Genomic DNA, 18,460 nt, shown 5'->3' on the forward strand with positions numbered 1-18,460 from the left:
TGATGCTCGAATTAAAGAGCATCAGTTTTTGAGTGACCGTTATTTTTTTTATGAATCATTCCGTGGAAACGGCGGGATCTGCCTGTTCCTTAACTGGAACGATCTGAAGGAAATGCTTTCCGGGATCTTGGAGCAGGACCTCTAAAGAGACCGCTTCTTCCGTTTGACCTTGTTCTTTCAAAAGGTTCGTGTAGCTGCCGAGAAGTTCGGTCACGTCCTGTATGCCTAGGGCAGAGAGGGGCTCTATCGAAATCTTTGCGCCTTTGGCAACCCGTTTCTTAATCACGTCTTTCGTCAAACCGCTTTCTGGCTGTTGACGTAAATAGACGACACCTCCGGTCATGCCTGCACAAATCCATGGGCCAGGATCTCCTAGAACCAAACCTCTCCCATTTGTCATGTATTCGAAAGCGAATCCTTTTATATTGGAAGTTACCGCAATATTACCGGTTTCCTTTTCGGGCAGAGGCTGTTTCAACAATCCCCCGATGATCATATCCGCTCCCGAAAGCCGAATTCCCGCCCTTGCATCGGCATCTCCCTGGGCAATGAGAAGACCGTGCTGTGCACCGTACCCGAACCCCTTGCCGACCGATCCATTGTAGAACTTCCCATCTTTGCCGGGAGATTTAAAGATGCCGATATTGCCGCCGATTGAAGTTTTGCCGATTCCATCCTGTGCGCCGCCGTTCACGCTGATCGTAATCCCCTCCGTATTGTAAGCCCCAAGTCCATTGCCCGGTATGGAACCATCCTGGTAAGAGAGGTGAACGGGGGGAAGTTTTTTGTACGATCCATCAAGCCTGCCCCTAACGCGGTGACAGGAGACCCGGCTGCCGAGTACACGCTGCTCGGATGTGATCGAGCTATAACTTCGTGATTGCTGCAGGTCATCTACATGTGAATCAAGATATTCGGCGCCAACTGCAACCTGCATCGAGCTCTCATCCAAATACGCCTCTTTTTCCTGATGGGAGAATGGCGTAATATCCAGGTTCTTTAATAGATACGTTAAATCAAGTGAATGCTGCCCCGTAACTTGCTGGAGCAAATCGGAACGGCCCACGATATCCTGAAGATTTTTCACGCCAAGCGACCCTGTCAATAGTTTAAGTTCCTTGGCAAAGGCACTGTACATATTCATCAAGCCTTGAACGGCCAAATCGAATTTTCGGGGAACGAAACGCCGCAGTCCGTGCTCCTTCGCTTGTGCTTCCGATTCGATTTGTGTGGCAATGCCTACATGACAGGTATCAAGGTGACATCCGCGGCATGTGGTACAGCCGACAGCAATCATTGAAAGGGTACCGAAGCCTACACGGTTCGCCCCAAGCAGCATCACTTTCATGATATCCATTGAGCTCTTTAACCCGCCATCAGCCCAAATTTCTACGCTTTGGCGAATGCCAGACTCCAGCAGGGCATTATGGGCCGCCTTCACACCAATCTCGACTGGAAGGCCGACGTGTGCGAGTGCATGAATCCTGGCAGCTCCCGTTCCGCCATCAAAACCGGATAGCGTAATGATATCGGCGCCTGCCTTGGCGACCCCGACTGCGATCGTGCCAATGTTTGGCACGACAGGTACCTTGACGGCCACTTTCGCCTTATCGTTTGCCGTTTTCAATTCATGGATCATTTGGGCCAGATCTTCAATGGAATAAATATCATGGTTATTGGAAGGGGAGATCAAATCCGAACCGATCGTTGCATTCCGCGCTTCCGCAATTTTCGCTGTAACCTTTGAACCTGGAAGATGCCCCCCCTCACCAGGCTTAGCCCCTTGCCCAATTTTTATTTCCAGAAGATTTGAAGAGTTCAAGAGTTCCGCATTGACACCGAAACGGCCTGAAGCGATTTGCTGTCCGCGCGATTTCGGGTACTTGCCAAGCATATCCTTGATTTCCCCGCCTTCGCCATTCATGCTGATCATGCCTAGCCGTTCGGCAGCCTCTGCATACGCACGGAAAGCAATCTCATTTTGCGATCCAAAGGACATGGAAGCTATGACGAAAGGAAGTTCCTGTTCATCGATCGAAAGATTGACTTTTTCAGATGGAATCGGAGCATCTGACGTTTTTAAAGATGTTAAATGGCGGATTGCCGTTGGATTGGATTCTTCCTGCTCGGTGATCTTTTCACGATAAGCATCATAGTCCCCGCTTGAGGCCACTTCACCAATCGACTTCCAGATCCTCGGGAATAAATGAAAGGTCTTTCCCATGCGTTCCTTATCATTGTTATAATCTTCCGCACGCTGGATGGCGTCAGCTTTGATCTTATCGAAATTATAATCCAAATCATCTGAACCAAAGAAGTTAGCCACATTTAAATAGGCCGCGATTTCCTCATGTAAGCCGATGCTGGAGAAAAGCCTTCCATACCCGCGGAGCTCATGGATGCCGATGGTGGAAATGACTTTCTCAAGCCCCTTCGTCAAGGAGTTATATAAATTGATAACCTTCTTTAGGTCATCTGAAGATAAGGAAAGGAACATGTAATATGGACTGATCAAATTTGCCCCAAGACCATAAGAAACGATGATATCATGCAATGACCTTAATGAGGCGGAACGTAAAAGGATGGAGCAATCCCGGCGCTTGCCCTTTTGCACCAAAGCTTGATCGACAGCTGAAGTGACAAGATGGGGGTCAAGCAGCAGGTGACCATTTTGATGGGCGAGAGCATCATCCAAAACGAGCAGCGTTTTGCCGCCATCCACTGCATGGACCGCATCATCCGTAATCCTGGTCAGGGCATTTGTAATGCTTTCGTTCTCCTTGAAGGTGCTTGAAAGGAAGTGCACGAGTTTTTGATCCTGGTTATAGTTAATGAATTGATCATAGCTTGGCTGTGAAAGGATGGATGAGCATTCATAGCCAGTCAGTCCTTCAATCAATAAGGGAGTCAGCAGCTCGTAGACTTTGCCGGCCTTTTTCGCTTCGAATAGGGAAGGGCGTTTTCCGATGATGGTCCTCGTCGAGAAGTGCTCTGTTTCCCGGTCCCTGTCGATGGCGGGGTTGGTTACGACCGCTACGCTTTCCTTAATGAAGTCTGCAATATTGGTACGTTGCGGATTGAGTGCTGCAAGTGGCGCATCATGACCAAGGGAACGAATGGGCTCGGCACCTTTCTCGGCCATCTGTTCCACCAATTGAACATGCTCCCTCTCCCAGCCAAAAGCTTTATACTGTCCATTATGAATGGCTTGCGTGTTTGCCATGGAGATAATTTTTTCAAAGGTGTGTGGCTGCAAGCGAACGCGGTCATCGGAAAGGATGAAACGATCATTGAATAGTCTGAACACTTTCTCTTGAAAATCCTTGTAGGTGTACAATTGAATGGAGTCGCCGTTCCATTTCAACCCAACCTTTTCTCCAGGACCCAACGGTTTTGGATCTCCGGTAAATTCACTGGAAGGAATGATTCCAGGTTCTGAAGTGAACATATAGGAAGATTCCGTTTCGATATTCCATAACGGACGCAGCCCTAAAGAATCGACGGAGAATACGGCCTCGTCGCCGAAGCGGGAAATGATCCCTGCCGGACCTTGGGCGAAATGGCCCCATGCTTCCCGTAAATACGTATATAAGTCTTGCAAGTGTTCGGGATATTCCTTAATTTCATTAATGATTGGCGGGAACATAAGGTCGACGGCTTCAAACAAAGAGTAGCCATGCCGGCATATGAAGGTTTCAATCGTCTTGTTTAAATCCTGCGAGTCGCTTCCGTCTTTGGCGATGGGCACGCCGATCATTTTCGCTTCATCACGTAATTTGGCGATCGTATTGATTTCACCATTATGGCCAAGCACACTGAAAGGCTGGACCCGAAAGAAGCTTGATAAAGTATTGGTCGAAAATCGATTATGCCCAAGTGTCATCGCGGAGGCTGCTAGTGGATCGGCAAGATCAAGATAGTAGGCAGGGAGCGTATCCCCGGCTCCCATCACTTTGTAGACCGCATGATGCTGGCTTAAGGAGGCAACATGAATGAAATCACTTTTTTCGATGTCCGAGGACAGCTCAAAAAGAACATTTGAAAGCTCCTTGCTGTGGACGTTGGCGGCAGAACAGGCAAACTGCCAAAACACAGGATCTTCTTGAATGGCGATTGGCCCCAAGGCTTCAGAGCGGTAGGCCTTATCCGTTTCGAAAATCAAGGAAAGCCCATGTTGAAGGAGCTTTTCTTTGACTTCAATTTTTAAATCGTTTGCATCAGCCTTTTTGCTTAGAAATAAGTGGCCGACTATGAAGTCGTCTTGATCGACTAAGCCTTGATCGACATTAGCCTTTTCAAGCTTCTTTTTCCAAAGAGCCCGCGGAATATCGATATGGATTCCTGCGCCATCTCCCTCTCCATTGATGAAGCCGCAGCGATGGTTCATTTTAACGAGAGCATCGATGCAGGCAAAGATGTTTTCGTTTGTAGGGATTTTCTTTTTTTCGATTGCTGCAACGATTCCGCAGGCATCATGTTCTTGCTTGTGAAACTCATTGAATGTAGCGGGTGTCCATTGTTGGGTCATATATGCGGCTTGAATAAGGTTCCCCTTATTTTCTGCCCTTCACCTCCTGTAGCATTTGATTCAATTGGGGAAATATTAATAACCCGAACGATAGTCCGAGTTCTTGATAGATTGAAAGAAAGGGTATAAATGTAAGTAAATGTATCCATATCATATCATTTAAATATTCAGAAATCAATTTTTTATACAATTGGTTGGATGTTAAATTGGAGGGGTTTTTCGTGAATATGGGAGTGGAAGGCTAATTTGAATGATTATTTTGCCTGATGATAAGAAAACCCCAAGGATGAAGAACATCCTGGGGTGTATAAAATATGCATAATTATGCTGTTATCGTTTCTTGAATCAAGTTCTTGAATGCATGTTCAACCGCTTTAAGGGTATAAGCGATATCGTCCTCCGTATGTGCAATGGTCAGGAACCACGCTTCGTATTTGGAAGGAGCCAAATTGATGCCTTGGTTGAGCATCAGTTTGAAAAACTTGGCGAACATTTCGCCATCCGTATTTTCCGCCTGCTCATAGTTTTCAATTTTTTCCGTCGTGAAATAGATCGTCAAGGCCCCTTTAAGGCGATTGATCGTGATAGGAACATTATATTGACCGGCTGCCATTTGGATACCTTCTTCAAGGATTTTTCCTAATCGATCAAGCTCATCGTACAGGCCTTCCTCTTTAAGGACCTCCAAGCAAGCTATTCCGGAAAGCATGGAAGCCGGATTTCCTGCCATTGTACCTGCTTGGTAGGCAGGACCGAGGGGAGCGACCGTTTCCATGATTTCTTTCTTGCCGCCATAGGCACCGATCGGAAGTCCGCCGCCGATGATCTTGCCAAGGGCAGTCAAGTCGGGTTGGATTCCCAAGAAGTCCTGAGCGCCTCCATACATGAACCGGAAAGCGGTGATGACTTCGTCGAAAATGACCAATGATCCTGCCTTGTGGGATAAGGAAATGACGTCTTCGAGGAAACCGGGGCTTGGCTCGACAATGCCAAAGTTGCCGACGATCGGTTCAACCAGTACGCCTGCGATTTCGTTGCCCCATTTATTCAATGCTTCCTTAAATGGTTCGATATCATTGAAGGGCACCGTGATGACTTCCTGGGCGATGCTTTTTGGAACTCCGGCAGAATCCGGCGTTCCAAGTGTGGACGGACCCGAGCCAGCGGCTACAAGAACAAGGTCGGAGTGACCATGATAACAGCCGGCAAACTTGATGATCTTATCGCGTCCTGTATAAGCACGGGCCACGCGAATGGTCGACATGACTGCCTCGGTGCCTGAATTGGTGAAGCGGACTTTATCAAGGGACGGTATGGCCTCTTTCAGCATTTTGGCGAACTTGACCTCATGCTTTGTTGGAGTTCCATATAATATACCTGTTTCTGCTGCTTTAACGATTGCCTCCGTAATATGTGGATGTGCATGCCCTGTGATGATCGGACCATATGCCGCCAAATAATCGATATATTTATTGCCGTCGACATCCCAGAAATAAGCACCTTTGGCATGATCCATGGCAACCGGTGACCCGCCGCCTACCGCTTTGTATGAACGCGAAGGGCTGTTGACCCCGCCGACGATATGTTCCAATGCCTCTTTATGTAAAAGCTCCGAATTACTAAAATCCAATCTTAAAACCTCCTAAAAGTACAAACGTATTCCTCTTCATCATAGCACTTTTTCGTCCGGAAATCCGGGGGTGGAGGCCAAGGAATGTCGCCAGCCCTTAAAAAACCCGCATGAATCCTAGAAACAGCTGAATCCATGGTCCGTTATTTTTTGCTGGAAATCGGATCCGGTCCCAAAATTCCAGTCAGGAAGGTCAGGATGCCGACGATGGAGTCCGGATTTTCGATGTCGAAGGATTGGCGGTTCATTTCTCCTTCGGCTTGGTAGTAAATGAGGCTGCCGGTGCCTTTTTCTTCATTAATATGAATTTGGAAACTTAAGGGGGTGCTTTCTACCGATCCATCGGAATCCCTTTGAATGACCTGGCATAATAATGGACCAAATTCATCCTCATAAAGGAAGTCATAACGAAGGCCAATGACGACCTTTTCGATTTGTGATAATAATAATTCTTTTATATTCATGGCATATTTGTCTCCTTTATATATGTATCTCTTACAACGTCAGGATTATCCTGAAAGAAGGGGGGCGGAACATCAGGCATTTTTATTGTCTAAATAGCTGAGGTTGGATAAACTAATGCATTAGGACAAGAGATGACGGAGGATGTAACAGGATGAGTGATGCAATACAAGTGAAACAATTGCGGAAGGAATTTAAGTCGGCATCAAGCCGTTCGGGTTTAAAAGGCGCCTTCCGGGATTTACTTACAAGAAATTATAAGATCGTCCCTGCTGTCAATGATATCAATTTTACTGTAAAAAAGGGTGAAATGGTAGCTTATATCGGTGAAAATGGCGCTGGGAAATCGACCACGATCAAAATGCTCACGGGTATTTTGGAGCCGACGTCAGGCGAAATCTCGGTCAATGGGATGAACCCCCATAGGGAAAGGGAAAAGTTCACCCAGACGATCGGAGTCGTATTTGGACAGCGCTCACAGCTTTGGTGGGATATTGCCGTTCAAGAATCCTTCAGGCTGTTAAAAAAGGTTTATAAGGTAACGGATGAACAATATAACGATCATATGGAGCATGTCATCAAGACGCTTGATATCGGTCCTTTGCTCGACAAACCGGTGCGGAAGCTCTCGCTAGGTCAGCGAATGCGCTGCGAGCTAGCGGCAGCATTGATCCACAATCCACCATTGCTGTTCCTGGATGAACCGACCATTGGGCTAGATGTACTCGTGAAACTGAAGATTCGCGAATTCCTGAAAGAAATCAATGAAAAATATAATACGACCATCCTTTTGACCACCCATGACTTAGGCGATATTGAGGCGCTTTGCGAGCGCGTGATCATGCTTGATGAAGGCAGGATCATTTATGATGGGGAATTGCAGAGTCTGAAGGATAACTGGGCTGAGGAAAAACAGATTCATTTTCAATTCATCGAGGGAGTTTCCCTTCAGGAATTGCAATCCTTGCCGCTCCCATTTAACGCAAACTGGGTTTATGATGAGAAAAACCAAACCTACATCGCCTTGCTGAAAGAAGAAGGCGACCATATTTCCCAGCTTGTCTCGGCTGTCGTATCTCATTTTAAAATAAAGGATATCAAAATTCACGAGACGTCCATTGAAGAGATTGTGCGTAATATTTATGAAGAAGGCACTGTCTGACTCTCTTATCATTAAGAAACAACGTGTCTATCAAGGAGGGGGAGAGTGCCATGGGAAAATATCTAGCGATGATTCGCATGCGTTTTTTGATGATGCTTGCGTATCGAACGGATTATTATACCGGCATTTTAATTTATAGCATTAATATCGGGGCTTATTATTTCTTATGGAATGCAATATATGGAGAAAAAAGCTCCATCGAAGGTCTTTCAAGTATGCAGATGACAACTTATGTGGCGGTTGCTTGGATGGCGAGGGCCTTTTATTTCAATAACATTGACCGCGAAATTGCCACTGAAATCAAGGATGGGAAGGTCGCCATCGAGATGATCAGACCCTATAATTATTTAGGGATGAAGACGATGCAGGGGCTTGGGGAAGGGATATTCCGTTTCTTCTTCTTCTCGATCCCGGGCATGCTGCTGGTAGCCTTGATTTTTCCGATCGAACTGCCGAACGAACCGGCAACATGGGCGATATTCGGGATTTCCTTGCTGTTCAGCTTCATCATCAATACCCAAATTAATTTATTGACGGGGATCACCACCTTTTTCCTTTATAATAACGCGGGGTTGATCCGGGCTAAACGGGTCATCATCGATTTGTTTTCCGGTCTATTGCTACCCATCAGTTTCTATCCGATATGGGCGCAGGAAGTAATGAAATACTTGCCGTTTCAAGGGATCAGCTATGTACCAAGCATGATCTTCACGAACGGGTACAGTTCAGGGGAAATTGGCATGGCGCTTTTACAGCAGTTCATTTGGTGCATCATTCTCATAATACCGATTCAGCTTTTATGGATAGTCGCAAAAAAACAGCTGATTATTCAAGGGGGTTGATCGGATGTTTTATGTATCGATGTTTTTTCAATATGTAAGTCAATATATGAAAACAAGATTGCAGTATCGGGCGGATTTCTTCATGGAAATCTTATCTGACCTGCTGAATCAGGTCGTGAATTTGGTTTTCATCTTGGTTGTTTTTGGCCATACTCAGTTTTTAAGCGGCTGGAGCCGCGAAGAAATCATATTCATTTATGGGTTCTTCCTTATTCCATTCGCCCTTTTTTCAGCGTTTTTCAATATTTGGGATTTCAATGATCGCTATATCGTCAAGGGTGAGATGGACCGGATATTAACAAGGCCGATACATAGCCTGTTTCAAGTCATTTTGGAAAGAATCGAGCTTGAATCATTATTTGGTGTTGTGACTGGTTTGATCATAATATTTTACTCTGGGGCATCACTGAATCTGGAGCTTGCCTGGTATGATCCGATTCTTTTCATCATCTTTGCAATAGGAGGGGCGCTTGCTTATGCGGCCATTTTCGTTGTGATCGCAAGCATCGGGTTTTGGTCGGATGCAAAAACCTCCATCATGCCCATGATGTATAATATCGGGAATTATGGACGCTATCCTGTCGATATTTATAATAAGATCATTCGCTTTGTCCTTACATGGGTGCTGCCATTCGCGTTTGTCGGTGTTTATCCGGCATCCTATTTCCTTAGGAAAGAGGAGTGGTATGCGTATGCCTTCGCCACACCTGTAATCGGGGTTGTCTTTTTCATGATATCCGTCGTCATTTGGAATCAGGGAGTGAAGCGGTACCGCGGGGCAGGAAACTAAAAAAGAAATCCCTTCAGCCATCAGGTTGAAGGGATTTCTTTTTGTTTATTTACGCTTATTCTTTCTTTCTATATATCTTGCCTGGGCTTCGGCATACTGCTGTTTTTCCATTTCCGTTTCCGGTATTACCATTGGAACTTCGGTCGGCTTACCATCTTCATCAATGGCAAGCATCGTTAAAAAGGCGCGTGCCGTAAGCTGCTTTTCACCTGTTAATAAGTTTTCTCGCTCCACCTTCACGAATACCTCCATGGAAGTGCGGTGGGCACATGTCACATAAGCCTCTAGGTTAATCGCATCTCCTGTCTTGATGGGGGCCAAAAAATCAAAAGAGTCGCTTGATGCTGTCACGACTGGCTTTCGACAATGGCGCATAGCCGAAATGCAGGCGATTTTATCGACATAGGCCATTACTTTCCCGCCAAAAATGGTATTGTGATGATTTGTGTCAGGGGGGAAAACAAGGTCAGTTAAAAAGGTCCTTGACTGCTGTGTGGGTTGGCCTGCTGCTATCTCTACGTCGTTTTCGATCATTTGCCGGTTGTTTGGGCCAATAGCTTTTCCCGGACGATTTTGGCTGCCTCGACCATATTTTTAAGGGAAGAAACCGTTTCAGGGACGCCCCTCGTTTTCAGGCCGCAGTCAGGATTGATCCAAAACTGGTCTTTATCCAATACCTTGATGCCTCGTTCAATCATGTCGACCATTTCCTTCACAGCCGGGACTCGAGGACTATGAATATCATATACCCCTAGGCCAATTCCTTTTTCGTATGTCTTTTCCTCGAATGCGGAGGCAAGCTCCCCGTGGCTGCGGGATGTTTCGATGGAAATGACATCGGCATCGAGGGAAGAGATGACATCCATGAAACTGTTGAAGTCACAATAGCACATATGCGTATGGATTTGCGTTGTATCTTCCACGCTCGATGTGGAAATCAGGAACGAATTCACCGCCCAGTTCAAATACTCTTCCCGGTCGCTTTTCTTCAATGGAAGTCCTTCTCTAAGTGCAGGCTCATCCACTTGGATCATCTTGATTCCTGCCGCTTCCAAGGCAAGTACCTCTTTATCCAAGGCAAGGGCAAGCTGATAGCAAACATTCTCCCTTGAAATATCATCACGGACAAATGACCAGTTCAAAATCGTTACAGGACCTGTGAGCATTCCCTTTACCGTTTTCTTTGTCAGTGATTGAGCATGGACGCTTTCCCTGACTGTCATCGGCTTGATGAAATGAACGTCGCCGTAAATGACGGGGGGCTTGACGCAGCGAGAACCGTAGGATTGAACCCACCCTTTTTCCAGAAAGACGAATCCCCCCAGCTTATGGCCGAAATATTCAACCATATCCGTCCGTTCAAATTCTCCGTGAACGAGAACATCCAGGCCGATTTCTTCTTGAATATCGATCCACCTGGCAATCTCATCATTTATGAATGTTTCATATTGGGCAGCAGTCCATTCTCCTCTTTTAAATTTACTGCGTGCTTGTTTCACTTCAAATGTTTGGGGGAAGCTGCCGATCGTTGTAGAAGGAAGAAAAGGCAACTTGAAAAATTCACGTTGTTTTTGGTAACGCTCTTTAAATGCCAGCTGACGTCCCGAGGTCTTGGATTTAACCTTTTCTACATCGGCTTGTACTGCTTTATGATTCCGGGCCTGGGAACTGGCTAACGTTTGGATCGCCAATTTATTCGCATCCACTTTCTTTACGATTGCCTCCAAACCTAGATTGCTGCCTTTGACAAGGGTAGTGATTTCTTCTAGCTTCTCATCCGCGAAGGCAAGTGCCTCCTTCACTTCTTTAGCAAGCGCGTTTTCATTGCGAACGGTCACTGGAACATGAAGCAGGGAACAAGAGGGTTGGAGCCAGATTTTATCTTCTGCCACTTTGTTCTTGATCGTCTCGATTAATTGAAGCTTGCTCGATAAATCGGAAAGCCAAATGTTTTTTCCGTCAATCACGCCTGCACCAAGCACTTTGTCTGCCGGGAAGCCGAATGTTTCAAGATTGCTGACATTTCTTCCTTTATCATGAACAAAATCGAGCCCGATTCCCTGAACTTTCAATTGAGTGACCGCTTCATAGTGTTCCACGGCATCAAAGTATGTTTGGAGCATGATGTTCAGGTGAGGTGCCGCTTCATTCAGTTTTTCATAGAGGTATGTAACAGTTTCCATATCATCTTTGGATATCGATGAAACAAGGGAAGGCTCATCTAACTGAACCCACTGCACACCTTCTTGCTCCAACTCCTGCAATATTTGTGTATAGAGGGGGAGCAGGCTCAGGATGATGCCAGGGATATCTTCTTTATTGAAGCCTTTGGAAAGGGAGATGAAGGTATACGGTCCGATAAGCACCGGCTTCGTTTCAATCCCCAGCTTCTCCTTGGCTTCCCGATATGCAGCAAGCGGCTTATTTTCTGTTAAAGTCAGCTGGGAGCGTTTTAATTCCGGGACGATATAGTGATAATTCGTATTGAACCATTTCGTCATCTCGGATGCGACTTCGTCCTTGTTACCGCGGGCCATTGAATAATAAACGGAAAGGGGGACACTTCCTCCTTCATAAGAGGAATAACGTTCGGGAACAAGACCGAACATCACGGAAGTATCGAGCATTTGGTCATACAAAGTAAAGTCATTGACAGGAATGATATCAACGCCTTGCTCTTTTTGCTTTCGCAGGTTGCCCAACCGGATCGCTTCCAGTTGCGATGCGAATTCCGTTTCTTCGATTTTTCCTGACCAGTAAGCTTCTAATGTGCGTTTCCATTCACGATCTTCCCCGATGCGGGGGTATCCCAGATTACTACTTTTCAAAATTTCCATCCTCCTACATTCTTTGAATTTGATTGATATCCAACAAAAAAAGCACCCCTAACAGTCAAAAAGAGAAAGTTAGAAATGCTTAAAATAAAGTGTCAAGCGAATTGCCACTTACATGAAAGGTTCCTAACACCTCCCTATCTCCCGTAGGTTAAAACAGTGTTGTTGAAACAGGCAGGTCTCCTGACTTAGGGCATATTATTAGCGGCAAGCCTTCCCAATCCTTGGGATCAGTGGCATATCGGGTGGCGCTAACATTCCCATTACAGTGGCGGGACCGTGCCGGGATTACACCGGACTTCCCTTTTAATCCTAATGAACATTAGGAACCTGTTTCCACATATGAAATTCGGTAAATTAAAAATTTATAAAATAGAAACTATTATAAAAATTTAGACAATCTTAACATATCCGACCAAAAGGGTCAACAAGCAAAAGTTTCGTAAACATGCCCTATGACAAGTGGTTTATGACAAGGCTGAAGTCTTTCCAAAATAGAATATATTGATTGGACAGGGAGTATGTATAAGGAAGTGGGCGTTTTGAAATGGGGCGTGGGGGATGACTTTCTACATCTTGATTGCTGGAATCATTTTTTGCATGGTGATGAGCATTCGGACGTTATTTCTTGTCGAGTCGGGGGGGAAAAAGTTCTCTCTTGAAGACATGCTTTGGCTCGGCAATTTATATGCGACGATATTAGTTGGTTTTGCACTGATTTATTTATTATACGAGCTTCAGAATCACTCAGTGATTCTTGATATGGGCAATCGATTGGATGGCACTTTTTATGAACAACTGAAAACTTCTTTTTATTTCAGTGCGATGACGATGTTTTCTGTAGGATATGGCGATATAGCCCCTATAGGCATGGGCCGGATGATAGCGACAATACAGGCATTCATCGGATACACGCTTCCGGCGGCATTCGTGATTCGGACGGTGATCGACCTGGACCAGAAGGATAGGAAGGATAAATGAAAGTTGTGTTTCTTTCGATTATTGGGTACCCTTACCATAATGAAGAAAATGGAGGGTTCAATATGACTGTTAAAATTGGAGAAAAAGCACCTGATTTTCATTTACCTGCTAACAACGGTGAAATGGTTTCCCTTTCGCAGTTCAAGGGCAAATACGTTGTTTTATATTTTTACCCTAAAGATATGACCCCGGGTTGCACGACGGAGGCCTGTGATTTTCGGGATCACAATGAACACTTTGAGGAATTGGATGCTGTCATCATTGGCATCAGCCCGGACCCAGCCGCGCGTCATGAAAAGTTCATTGAAAAACATGGATTGCCTTTCCTTTTGCTGGCTGATGAAAGTCATCAAGCTGCCGAAGCATTCGATGTGTGGCAATTGAAAAAGAACTTTGGCAAGGAATATATGGGCATTGAGCGTTCCACCTTCCTGATTGACAAGGAAGGCATGATCGTCAAAGAATGGCGCAAAGTAAAAGTAAAAGGCCATGTTGAAGACGCTCTTGAAACTCTTCGTGAACTCCAAAAATAAGGGTGAGCGACATAGGGAGCTCGCCGCCAAGTTGATTCATCATTCAATACGATTGAAGCCAAAAGAGAGAATCCTGATAAGGGGCCATATCTGCACGAAGCCACTGATTAAAGAGCTGATCGTTGAAGCTTACAGAGTCGGGGCATTTCCATATGTAGAACTGGAGGATGATGAAATAAATCGTCACCTGTTACGAGGGAATGTAAAAGAACAGCTTGCCACCTCAGCGCAATGGGCCATGAAAAAATATACTGATATTGATGCGCTCATCATCATGACCGGTGATGAAAGTTCAATGGAAATGACGGATGTCCCTGTTGAGATGCATCGTCTTCAAGGGGAGATGATGCATGCTGCTACGCTTTTTTATGTCAACAATCGACGTTGGGTCTTGCTTAATTATCCGACCAGCATATCAGCGCAAAAAGCCGGCATGAGCTTTGATGAGTATGAAGATTTCCTTTTAAACGTATGTACTATCGATTACGTGAAAATGGAGGCGGCACTTGAACCGTTAAAGCAATTGATGGAACGAACCGACAGGGTCAGGATCATTTCACCAGGGACTGATTTGACCTTTTCAATCAAAGGGATGCCGGCAATCATCTGTGCGGGTAAAAAGAACCTGCCTGACGGCGAGGTGTTTACGGCTCCGCTGAGGGAAAGCGTCAATGGGACGATAGCCTTCAATGCCCCCGCCACCTATGAAGGAACTCCTTTCGGTGATGTAGAATTAACATTGGAAAAGGGAGAAGTCATTAAAGCCGTTTCCAAACACATGATTGAAATGAACGAGATACTGAATATGGATGAAGGGTCTCGTTTCATCGGCGAGTTCGGCATTGGCATCAATCCTTACATAGTGAAGCCCATGGGCGATATTTTGTTCGATGAGAAAATAAGCGGCAGTCTGCACCTGGCATTGGGTGCGGCCTATAATGAGGCTGATAACGGAAACCGTTCATCGATTCATTGGGATATGGTTTTGATCCAGCGATCTGAATATGGCGGCGGGGACATTTATTTTGATGACGTCCTGATCAGGAGGGATGGTCTTTTCGTTTTGCCGGAGCTCCTCGATTTAAATTCTAATTGAATGAAATAGCGCCTTTTTTAACAAGGGTAAGGCTTTTGTCCAACTCAAAAAGGGGACACCTGAATATGCTTTATTAAGGGAATACCTCCTCAGAGAAAGTTGCGCGGGACATACAGAGCCCGTGTTTTTTTATGTCAATAAAAAGGGAGAGATAAACACATGTTAATACTTTCAACGATCATTCCGGATGAAGGCATCCAAACGAGGATGAAGGAAGGTTTTCCGGATTCGACCTTCGTCTATCATGCAGGATGGGCGGATGGGCCGCTTAGTGAAGCGGAAGTCTTTATTACATATGGCGAGGATTTAACGGAAGAAATCATCGGTAAGGCGAAAAACCTGAAATGGATCATGGTCATGAGCGCAGGAATGGAATTGCTGCCTTTTAAAGCGATTGAGAAACGCGGGATTATGGTGACCAACGCAAGAGGCATTCATAAAATACCAATGGCTGAGTATACAATAGGGATGCTTTTACAATATGAAAAGAAATTAAAGCTGCTCATGAAAAATGAAAGGGAAGAGCGCTGGGACAGGAAAATCGAGGTGGGGGAGCTGAATGGCAAAACGATGCTCGTCATCGGTACTGGTGCGATTGGAGGGGAAGTGGCCCGTCTGGGCAAGGCCTTCAGGATGACGATGCTAGGCATGAACCGGAGCGGGAAACCAGTGGAATGCATCGACCGCATGTATACCCTTGACTGTTTGTTGGAGGTCATATCAAGAGCGGATTATATCGTGTCCGTGTTACCGAGTACGGCTGAGACGAAGCATCTTTTGCAAATGGAGCACTTTATTGCGATGAAAGACTCGGCCGTTTTCGTCAACATTGGCCGCGGCGACTTGGTTAAGGCTGATGTATTGCAAAAGGCTCTCGAAAGCGGGGAACTGGCACATGCCATCCTGGATGTATTCGATCCGGAGCCTTTAAGGAACGGACATCCGTTTTGGAGCATGGAGAATGTAACGGTAACACCTCACCTTTCGAGTAAAAGCGGAGAATATTTACCAAGGACCTTTGCGATATTCGAACAAAACATGCTTGAATATTCGAAAGCTGGAAAAGACTTCATTAACGTAATCGATTTATCAAAGGGATACTAAAACCATATGAAAATGGGAAAGATTCAAAGAGGTGACGAATAAACTAAAAAAGAACGGGAAGTCATAGAAATATTGACAAAATCAACGGATAGAAGGTACACTATTTATAAATATTACAATCTAAGAATTCATACTTAATTAGAAAACGAGGTGGATGACGGTGTCTGAAGTTCAGTTGAAAGAAGCGTTGGATTCATTAAAAGATACCGGTGTAAGAATAACTCCTCAGCGCCATGCGATTCTTGAATATTTGATAAACTCCATGTCACACCCTACAGCTGATGATATATATAAAGCACTGGAAAGCAAATTTCCTAATATGAGCGTGGCGACGGTTTACAACAACCTCCGCGTTTTCCGAGAGGTCGGCTTGGTTAAAGAACTTACTTACGGTGATTCGTCAGCAAGGTTTGACTTCGTAACCACGAATCATTATCATGTAATCTGCCAAACTTGCGGAAAGATAGTGGATTTCGATTATCCCGCATTGGATGAGGTCGAACATTTCGCAGCACAGGTGACTGGTTTCAATGTCAGCCACCATCGGATGGAAATCTACGGTGACTGTTCGGATTGTGCGAAAAAAGAAAGCCATTAAAAAAAAGTTCCTCCACTTGGTTGGAACTTTTTTTCTTGTTATGAAGGAAGGATGCCATTCAGTCTTGCAGGCTTTTGCGATTATATTTCTCGTTGAATTCTTCGCCTTCAAGCTTCTTGTCGAGGGTCAACGGTTCTTCGCAATGCATGCAAATGTCTACCCGCCCCAATATTTTTGTCGGCTTGCCGCAGTTAGGGCAGACCACCTGTATCGTTTTGGTGGAGAGCATCCCTATCCAAAAATAAACCCCGGTGCTTGCGATTATGAATAAAAGGCCAAGCCCCATGAAAAGCGTCATGACAATAGGATGAGTTTTGAAGAAAAGTCCAAGATACATCACGATAAAGCCGATGAAAATCAAACTTAAAGCAAATGTACGAATTTTATTGATTTTGCTAGAATATTTAGCCATGGAATTTCCCTCCTAAAATATAACTTTAACTATAACATAAACTAAGGATGGAACAAAAAAGAAATAAAGGATACATATTACTTTTAACTGATTGGCGTTCTGGTCAGTGATGTAAGCAGGATTTTGAAGAGTTTTGTCGAACGTTTAAAAAAAAAGGTTTTGGAGGAATTTAATGATGGAAGATATCCTTCGCCCGATTTATCAAGAGCGAGCAAGCTTAAAATCTACACTTGGGATCTTGTTGATAGAAAAGAAAGAAGATAATAGCCCGATTACCGATACATTTGACTACATCCTTTTTGTCATTGCAGATGAAGCTGAAGAGGCCGTGTTTTTAAAGCATTACACTTACAAGGATAAAAAGGCTGCTTTGCATATCGTAAAGGAAGATCAGTTGCAGGAATGGCTTTTGTTAGGGACCAACCGCAAAGTGGTTGATTGGATCTATAATGGGAGAATCCTTTATGACCGGAATGAATATTTGGACCGTTTGAAAACCGAAATCAGGGAATTCCCCTTCTATGGAAGGAAGTTAAAAATGGGGATGGAGTTCGGGAAGCTGATACGCAGGTATATGGACGGGAAAAGTTTCTTCGAAAAAGGGCATTACCTTGATGCATATAATCATATTGTCCACTCTCTGCATCACTTGGCGCGCTTGGAGATAATCGAACAAGGTTTTTATCCGGAGGTAACTGTCTGGAATCAAGTGAAGCATATGGAACCTGAAATATACAAGCTCTATAAAGAATTGATCAGCAGTGAAGAAACGCTTGAAAAAAGATTGGAACTCCTTTTCCTTGCGAGTGAATTCCTTATTTATTCGAGGACGAATGCAGGTTCACAGCATTTGGTTGAAATAATGGGGACGAAAGAGGAAGCGTGGACGATCGCGGAGCTCATGGACCATCCGGAACTTAAATATTACTCAGTCGATTTAGGCGTTTTAATAGAATATTTGATAGAGAAAAAGGTGATCGATGTGATCAAAGTGGAGACGAAAGGGCACGAGGTTTATCATCGATATTATTCCGTTTAAAAAAACTTTTAAAAAATTGATTTTTATTATTGACCAATAATAATATAGGTGATATATTAATACATGTCGCTGCGGGACATCAGCTTTCGCAGCTTCATCAAAACAAAGAAAATAAAAAAACATGTTGACAACTCGGTTGAAGACATGATAAGATGTAAAAGTCGCTTACGAAGTAAACGACAGCGAAATTGCTCTTTGAAAACTGAACAAAACAAGGCGCCAACGTTAAATTTTAAGTGAGCACACACTATCAAAAAAGCAAATGAGCAAGTCAAACATTTCTTCGGAGAGTTTGATCCTGGCTCAGGACGAACGCTGGCGGCGTGCCTAATACATGCAAGTCGAGCGGATCGATGGGAGCTTGCTCCCTGAGATTAGCGGCGGACGGGTGAGTAACACGTGGGCAACCTGCCTATAAGACTGGGATAACTTCGGGAAACCGGAGCTAA

Annotated in this window: 15 protein-coding genes, 1 rRNA gene and 1 riboswitch; of the genes, 10 read left to right on the plus strand and 6 right to left on the minus strand. The window is 44.8% G+C overall.

The window, feature by feature from the left end; translation table 11 throughout:
- Window positions 1-55: 55 nt before the first annotated feature.
- The 3 genes from AS888_RS19680 to AS888_RS19690 form a co-directional block, all read right to left on the minus strand.
- Window positions 56-4,528 (minus strand): glutamate synthase-related protein, encoded by a 4,473-nt coding sequence (locus tag AS888_RS19680; protein WP_061143837.1) that lies wholly within the window; start codon window positions 4,526-4,528, stop codon window positions 56-58.
- Between the two features lie 322 nt (window positions 4,529-4,850).
- On the minus strand, window positions 4,851-6,158 hold the full coding sequence (locus tag AS888_RS19685) for a glutamate-1-semialdehyde 2,1-aminomutase (RefSeq protein ID WP_061143838.1): 1,308 nt from the start codon (window positions 6,156-6,158) through the stop codon (window positions 4,851-4,853).
- Window positions 6,159-6,301: 143 nt separating this feature from the next.
- Entirely contained in the window at window positions 6,302-6,622 is a 321-nt protein-coding gene (locus tag AS888_RS19690) for a hypothetical protein (RefSeq protein ID WP_061143839.1), read from the minus strand.
- Window positions 6,623-6,774: 152 nt separating this feature from the next.
- Between AS888_RS19690 and AS888_RS19695 the strand changes: the two genes are divergently transcribed.
- The 3 genes from AS888_RS19695 to AS888_RS19705 are packed head-to-tail and all read left to right on the plus strand — an operon-like array spanning window position 6,775 to window position 9,414.
- A complete protein-coding gene (locus AS888_RS19695; protein ID WP_061143840.1) occupies window positions 6,775-7,782 on the plus strand; it encodes an ABC transporter ATP-binding protein in 1,008 nt (335 codons plus the stop codon).
- Between the two features lie 50 nt (window positions 7,783-7,832).
- Complete coding sequence (locus tag AS888_RS19700; protein ID WP_061143841.1) at window positions 7,833-8,624, plus strand: ABC transporter permease; 792 nt, start codon at window positions 7,833-7,835, stop codon at window positions 8,622-8,624.
- A 4-nt stretch (window positions 8,625-8,628) separates the two neighbouring features.
- The gene (locus tag AS888_RS19705) at window positions 8,629-9,414 is read left to right on the plus strand and encodes an ABC transporter permease (protein WP_061143842.1); all 786 of its coding nucleotides are present in this window, start codon (window positions 8,629-8,631) and stop codon (window positions 9,412-9,414) included.
- A 45-nt stretch (window positions 9,415-9,459) separates the two neighbouring features.
- On the opposite strand, the gene AS888_RS19710 is transcribed toward AS888_RS19705, so the two are convergent.
- The gene (locus tag AS888_RS19710) at window positions 9,460-9,948 is read right to left on the minus strand and encodes an acyl-CoA thioesterase (RefSeq protein ID WP_061143843.1); all 489 of its coding nucleotides are present in this window, start codon (window positions 9,946-9,948) and stop codon (window positions 9,460-9,462) included.
- Entirely contained in the window at window positions 9,945-12,251 is a 2,307-nt protein-coding gene (gene metE / locus AS888_RS19715; protein ID WP_185113138.1) for a 5-methyltetrahydropteroyltriglutamate--homocysteine S-methyltransferase, read from the minus strand. The genes AS888_RS19710 and metE overlap by 4 nt, the downstream gene beginning before the upstream one ends.
- Window positions 12,252-12,404: 153 nt before the next feature.
- Window positions 12,405-12,597: riboswitch (cobalamin riboswitch) on the minus strand.
- Between the two features lie 212 nt (window positions 12,598-12,809).
- On the opposite strand from metE, the gene AS888_RS19720 reads away from it, so the two are divergent.
- The 5 genes from AS888_RS19720 (at window position 12,810) to perR (ending at window position 16,560) form a co-directional block, all read left to right on the plus strand.
- Window positions 12,810-13,229: a potassium channel family protein gene (locus tag AS888_RS19720; protein ID WP_057915680.1), complete on the plus strand. Its 420-nt coding sequence runs from the start codon at window positions 12,810-12,812 to the stop codon at window positions 13,227-13,229.
- Window positions 13,230-13,291: 62 nt separating this feature from the next.
- The gene (bcp, locus tag AS888_RS19725) at window positions 13,292-13,762 is read left to right on the plus strand and encodes a thioredoxin-dependent thiol peroxidase (RefSeq protein WP_061143849.1); all 471 of its coding nucleotides are present in this window, start codon (window positions 13,292-13,294) and stop codon (window positions 13,760-13,762) included.
- Window positions 13,746-14,858, plus strand: a complete 1,113-nt coding sequence (locus AS888_RS19730; protein ID WP_260320318.1) for an aminopeptidase — start codon at window positions 13,746-13,748, stop codon at window positions 14,856-14,858. Before bcp ends, AS888_RS19730 begins: the two co-directional genes overlap by 17 nt.
- Before the next feature lie 159 nt (window positions 14,859-15,017).
- Window positions 15,018-15,962 carry a D-2-hydroxyacid dehydrogenase gene (locus AS888_RS19735; RefSeq protein WP_061143845.1) on the plus strand — a complete coding sequence of 315 codons (945 nt, stop codon included), beginning with the start codon at window positions 15,018-15,020 and terminating at the stop codon, window positions 15,960-15,962.
- A 154-nt stretch (window positions 15,963-16,116) separates the two neighbouring features.
- The gene (gene perR / locus AS888_RS19740) at window positions 16,117-16,560 is read left to right on the plus strand and encodes a peroxide-responsive transcriptional repressor PerR (protein WP_061143846.1); all 444 of its coding nucleotides are present in this window, start codon (window positions 16,117-16,119) and stop codon (window positions 16,558-16,560) included.
- Between the two features lie 58 nt (window positions 16,561-16,618).
- On the opposite strand, the gene AS888_RS19745 is transcribed toward perR, so the two are convergent.
- The gene (locus tag AS888_RS19745) at window positions 16,619-16,972 is read right to left on the minus strand and encodes a YgzB family protein (protein WP_061143847.1); all 354 of its coding nucleotides are present in this window, start codon (window positions 16,970-16,972) and stop codon (window positions 16,619-16,621) included.
- Window positions 16,973-17,147: 175 nt separating this feature from the next.
- Between AS888_RS19745 and AS888_RS19750 the strand changes: the two genes are divergently transcribed.
- Window positions 17,148-18,011, plus strand: a complete 864-nt coding sequence (locus tag AS888_RS19750; protein ID WP_061143850.1) for a nucleotidyltransferase-like protein — start codon at window positions 17,148-17,150, stop codon at window positions 18,009-18,011.
- 280 nt (window positions 18,012-18,291) lie between these two features.
- Window positions 18,292-18,460: ribosomal RNA gene (locus tag AS888_RS19755) — 16S ribosomal RNA — on the plus strand; the annotation flags it as partial.

Source organism: Peribacillus simplex (assembly GCF_001542915.1).
GTDB lineage: Bacteria > Bacillota > Bacilli > Bacillales > DSM-1321 > Peribacillus > Peribacillus simplex_B.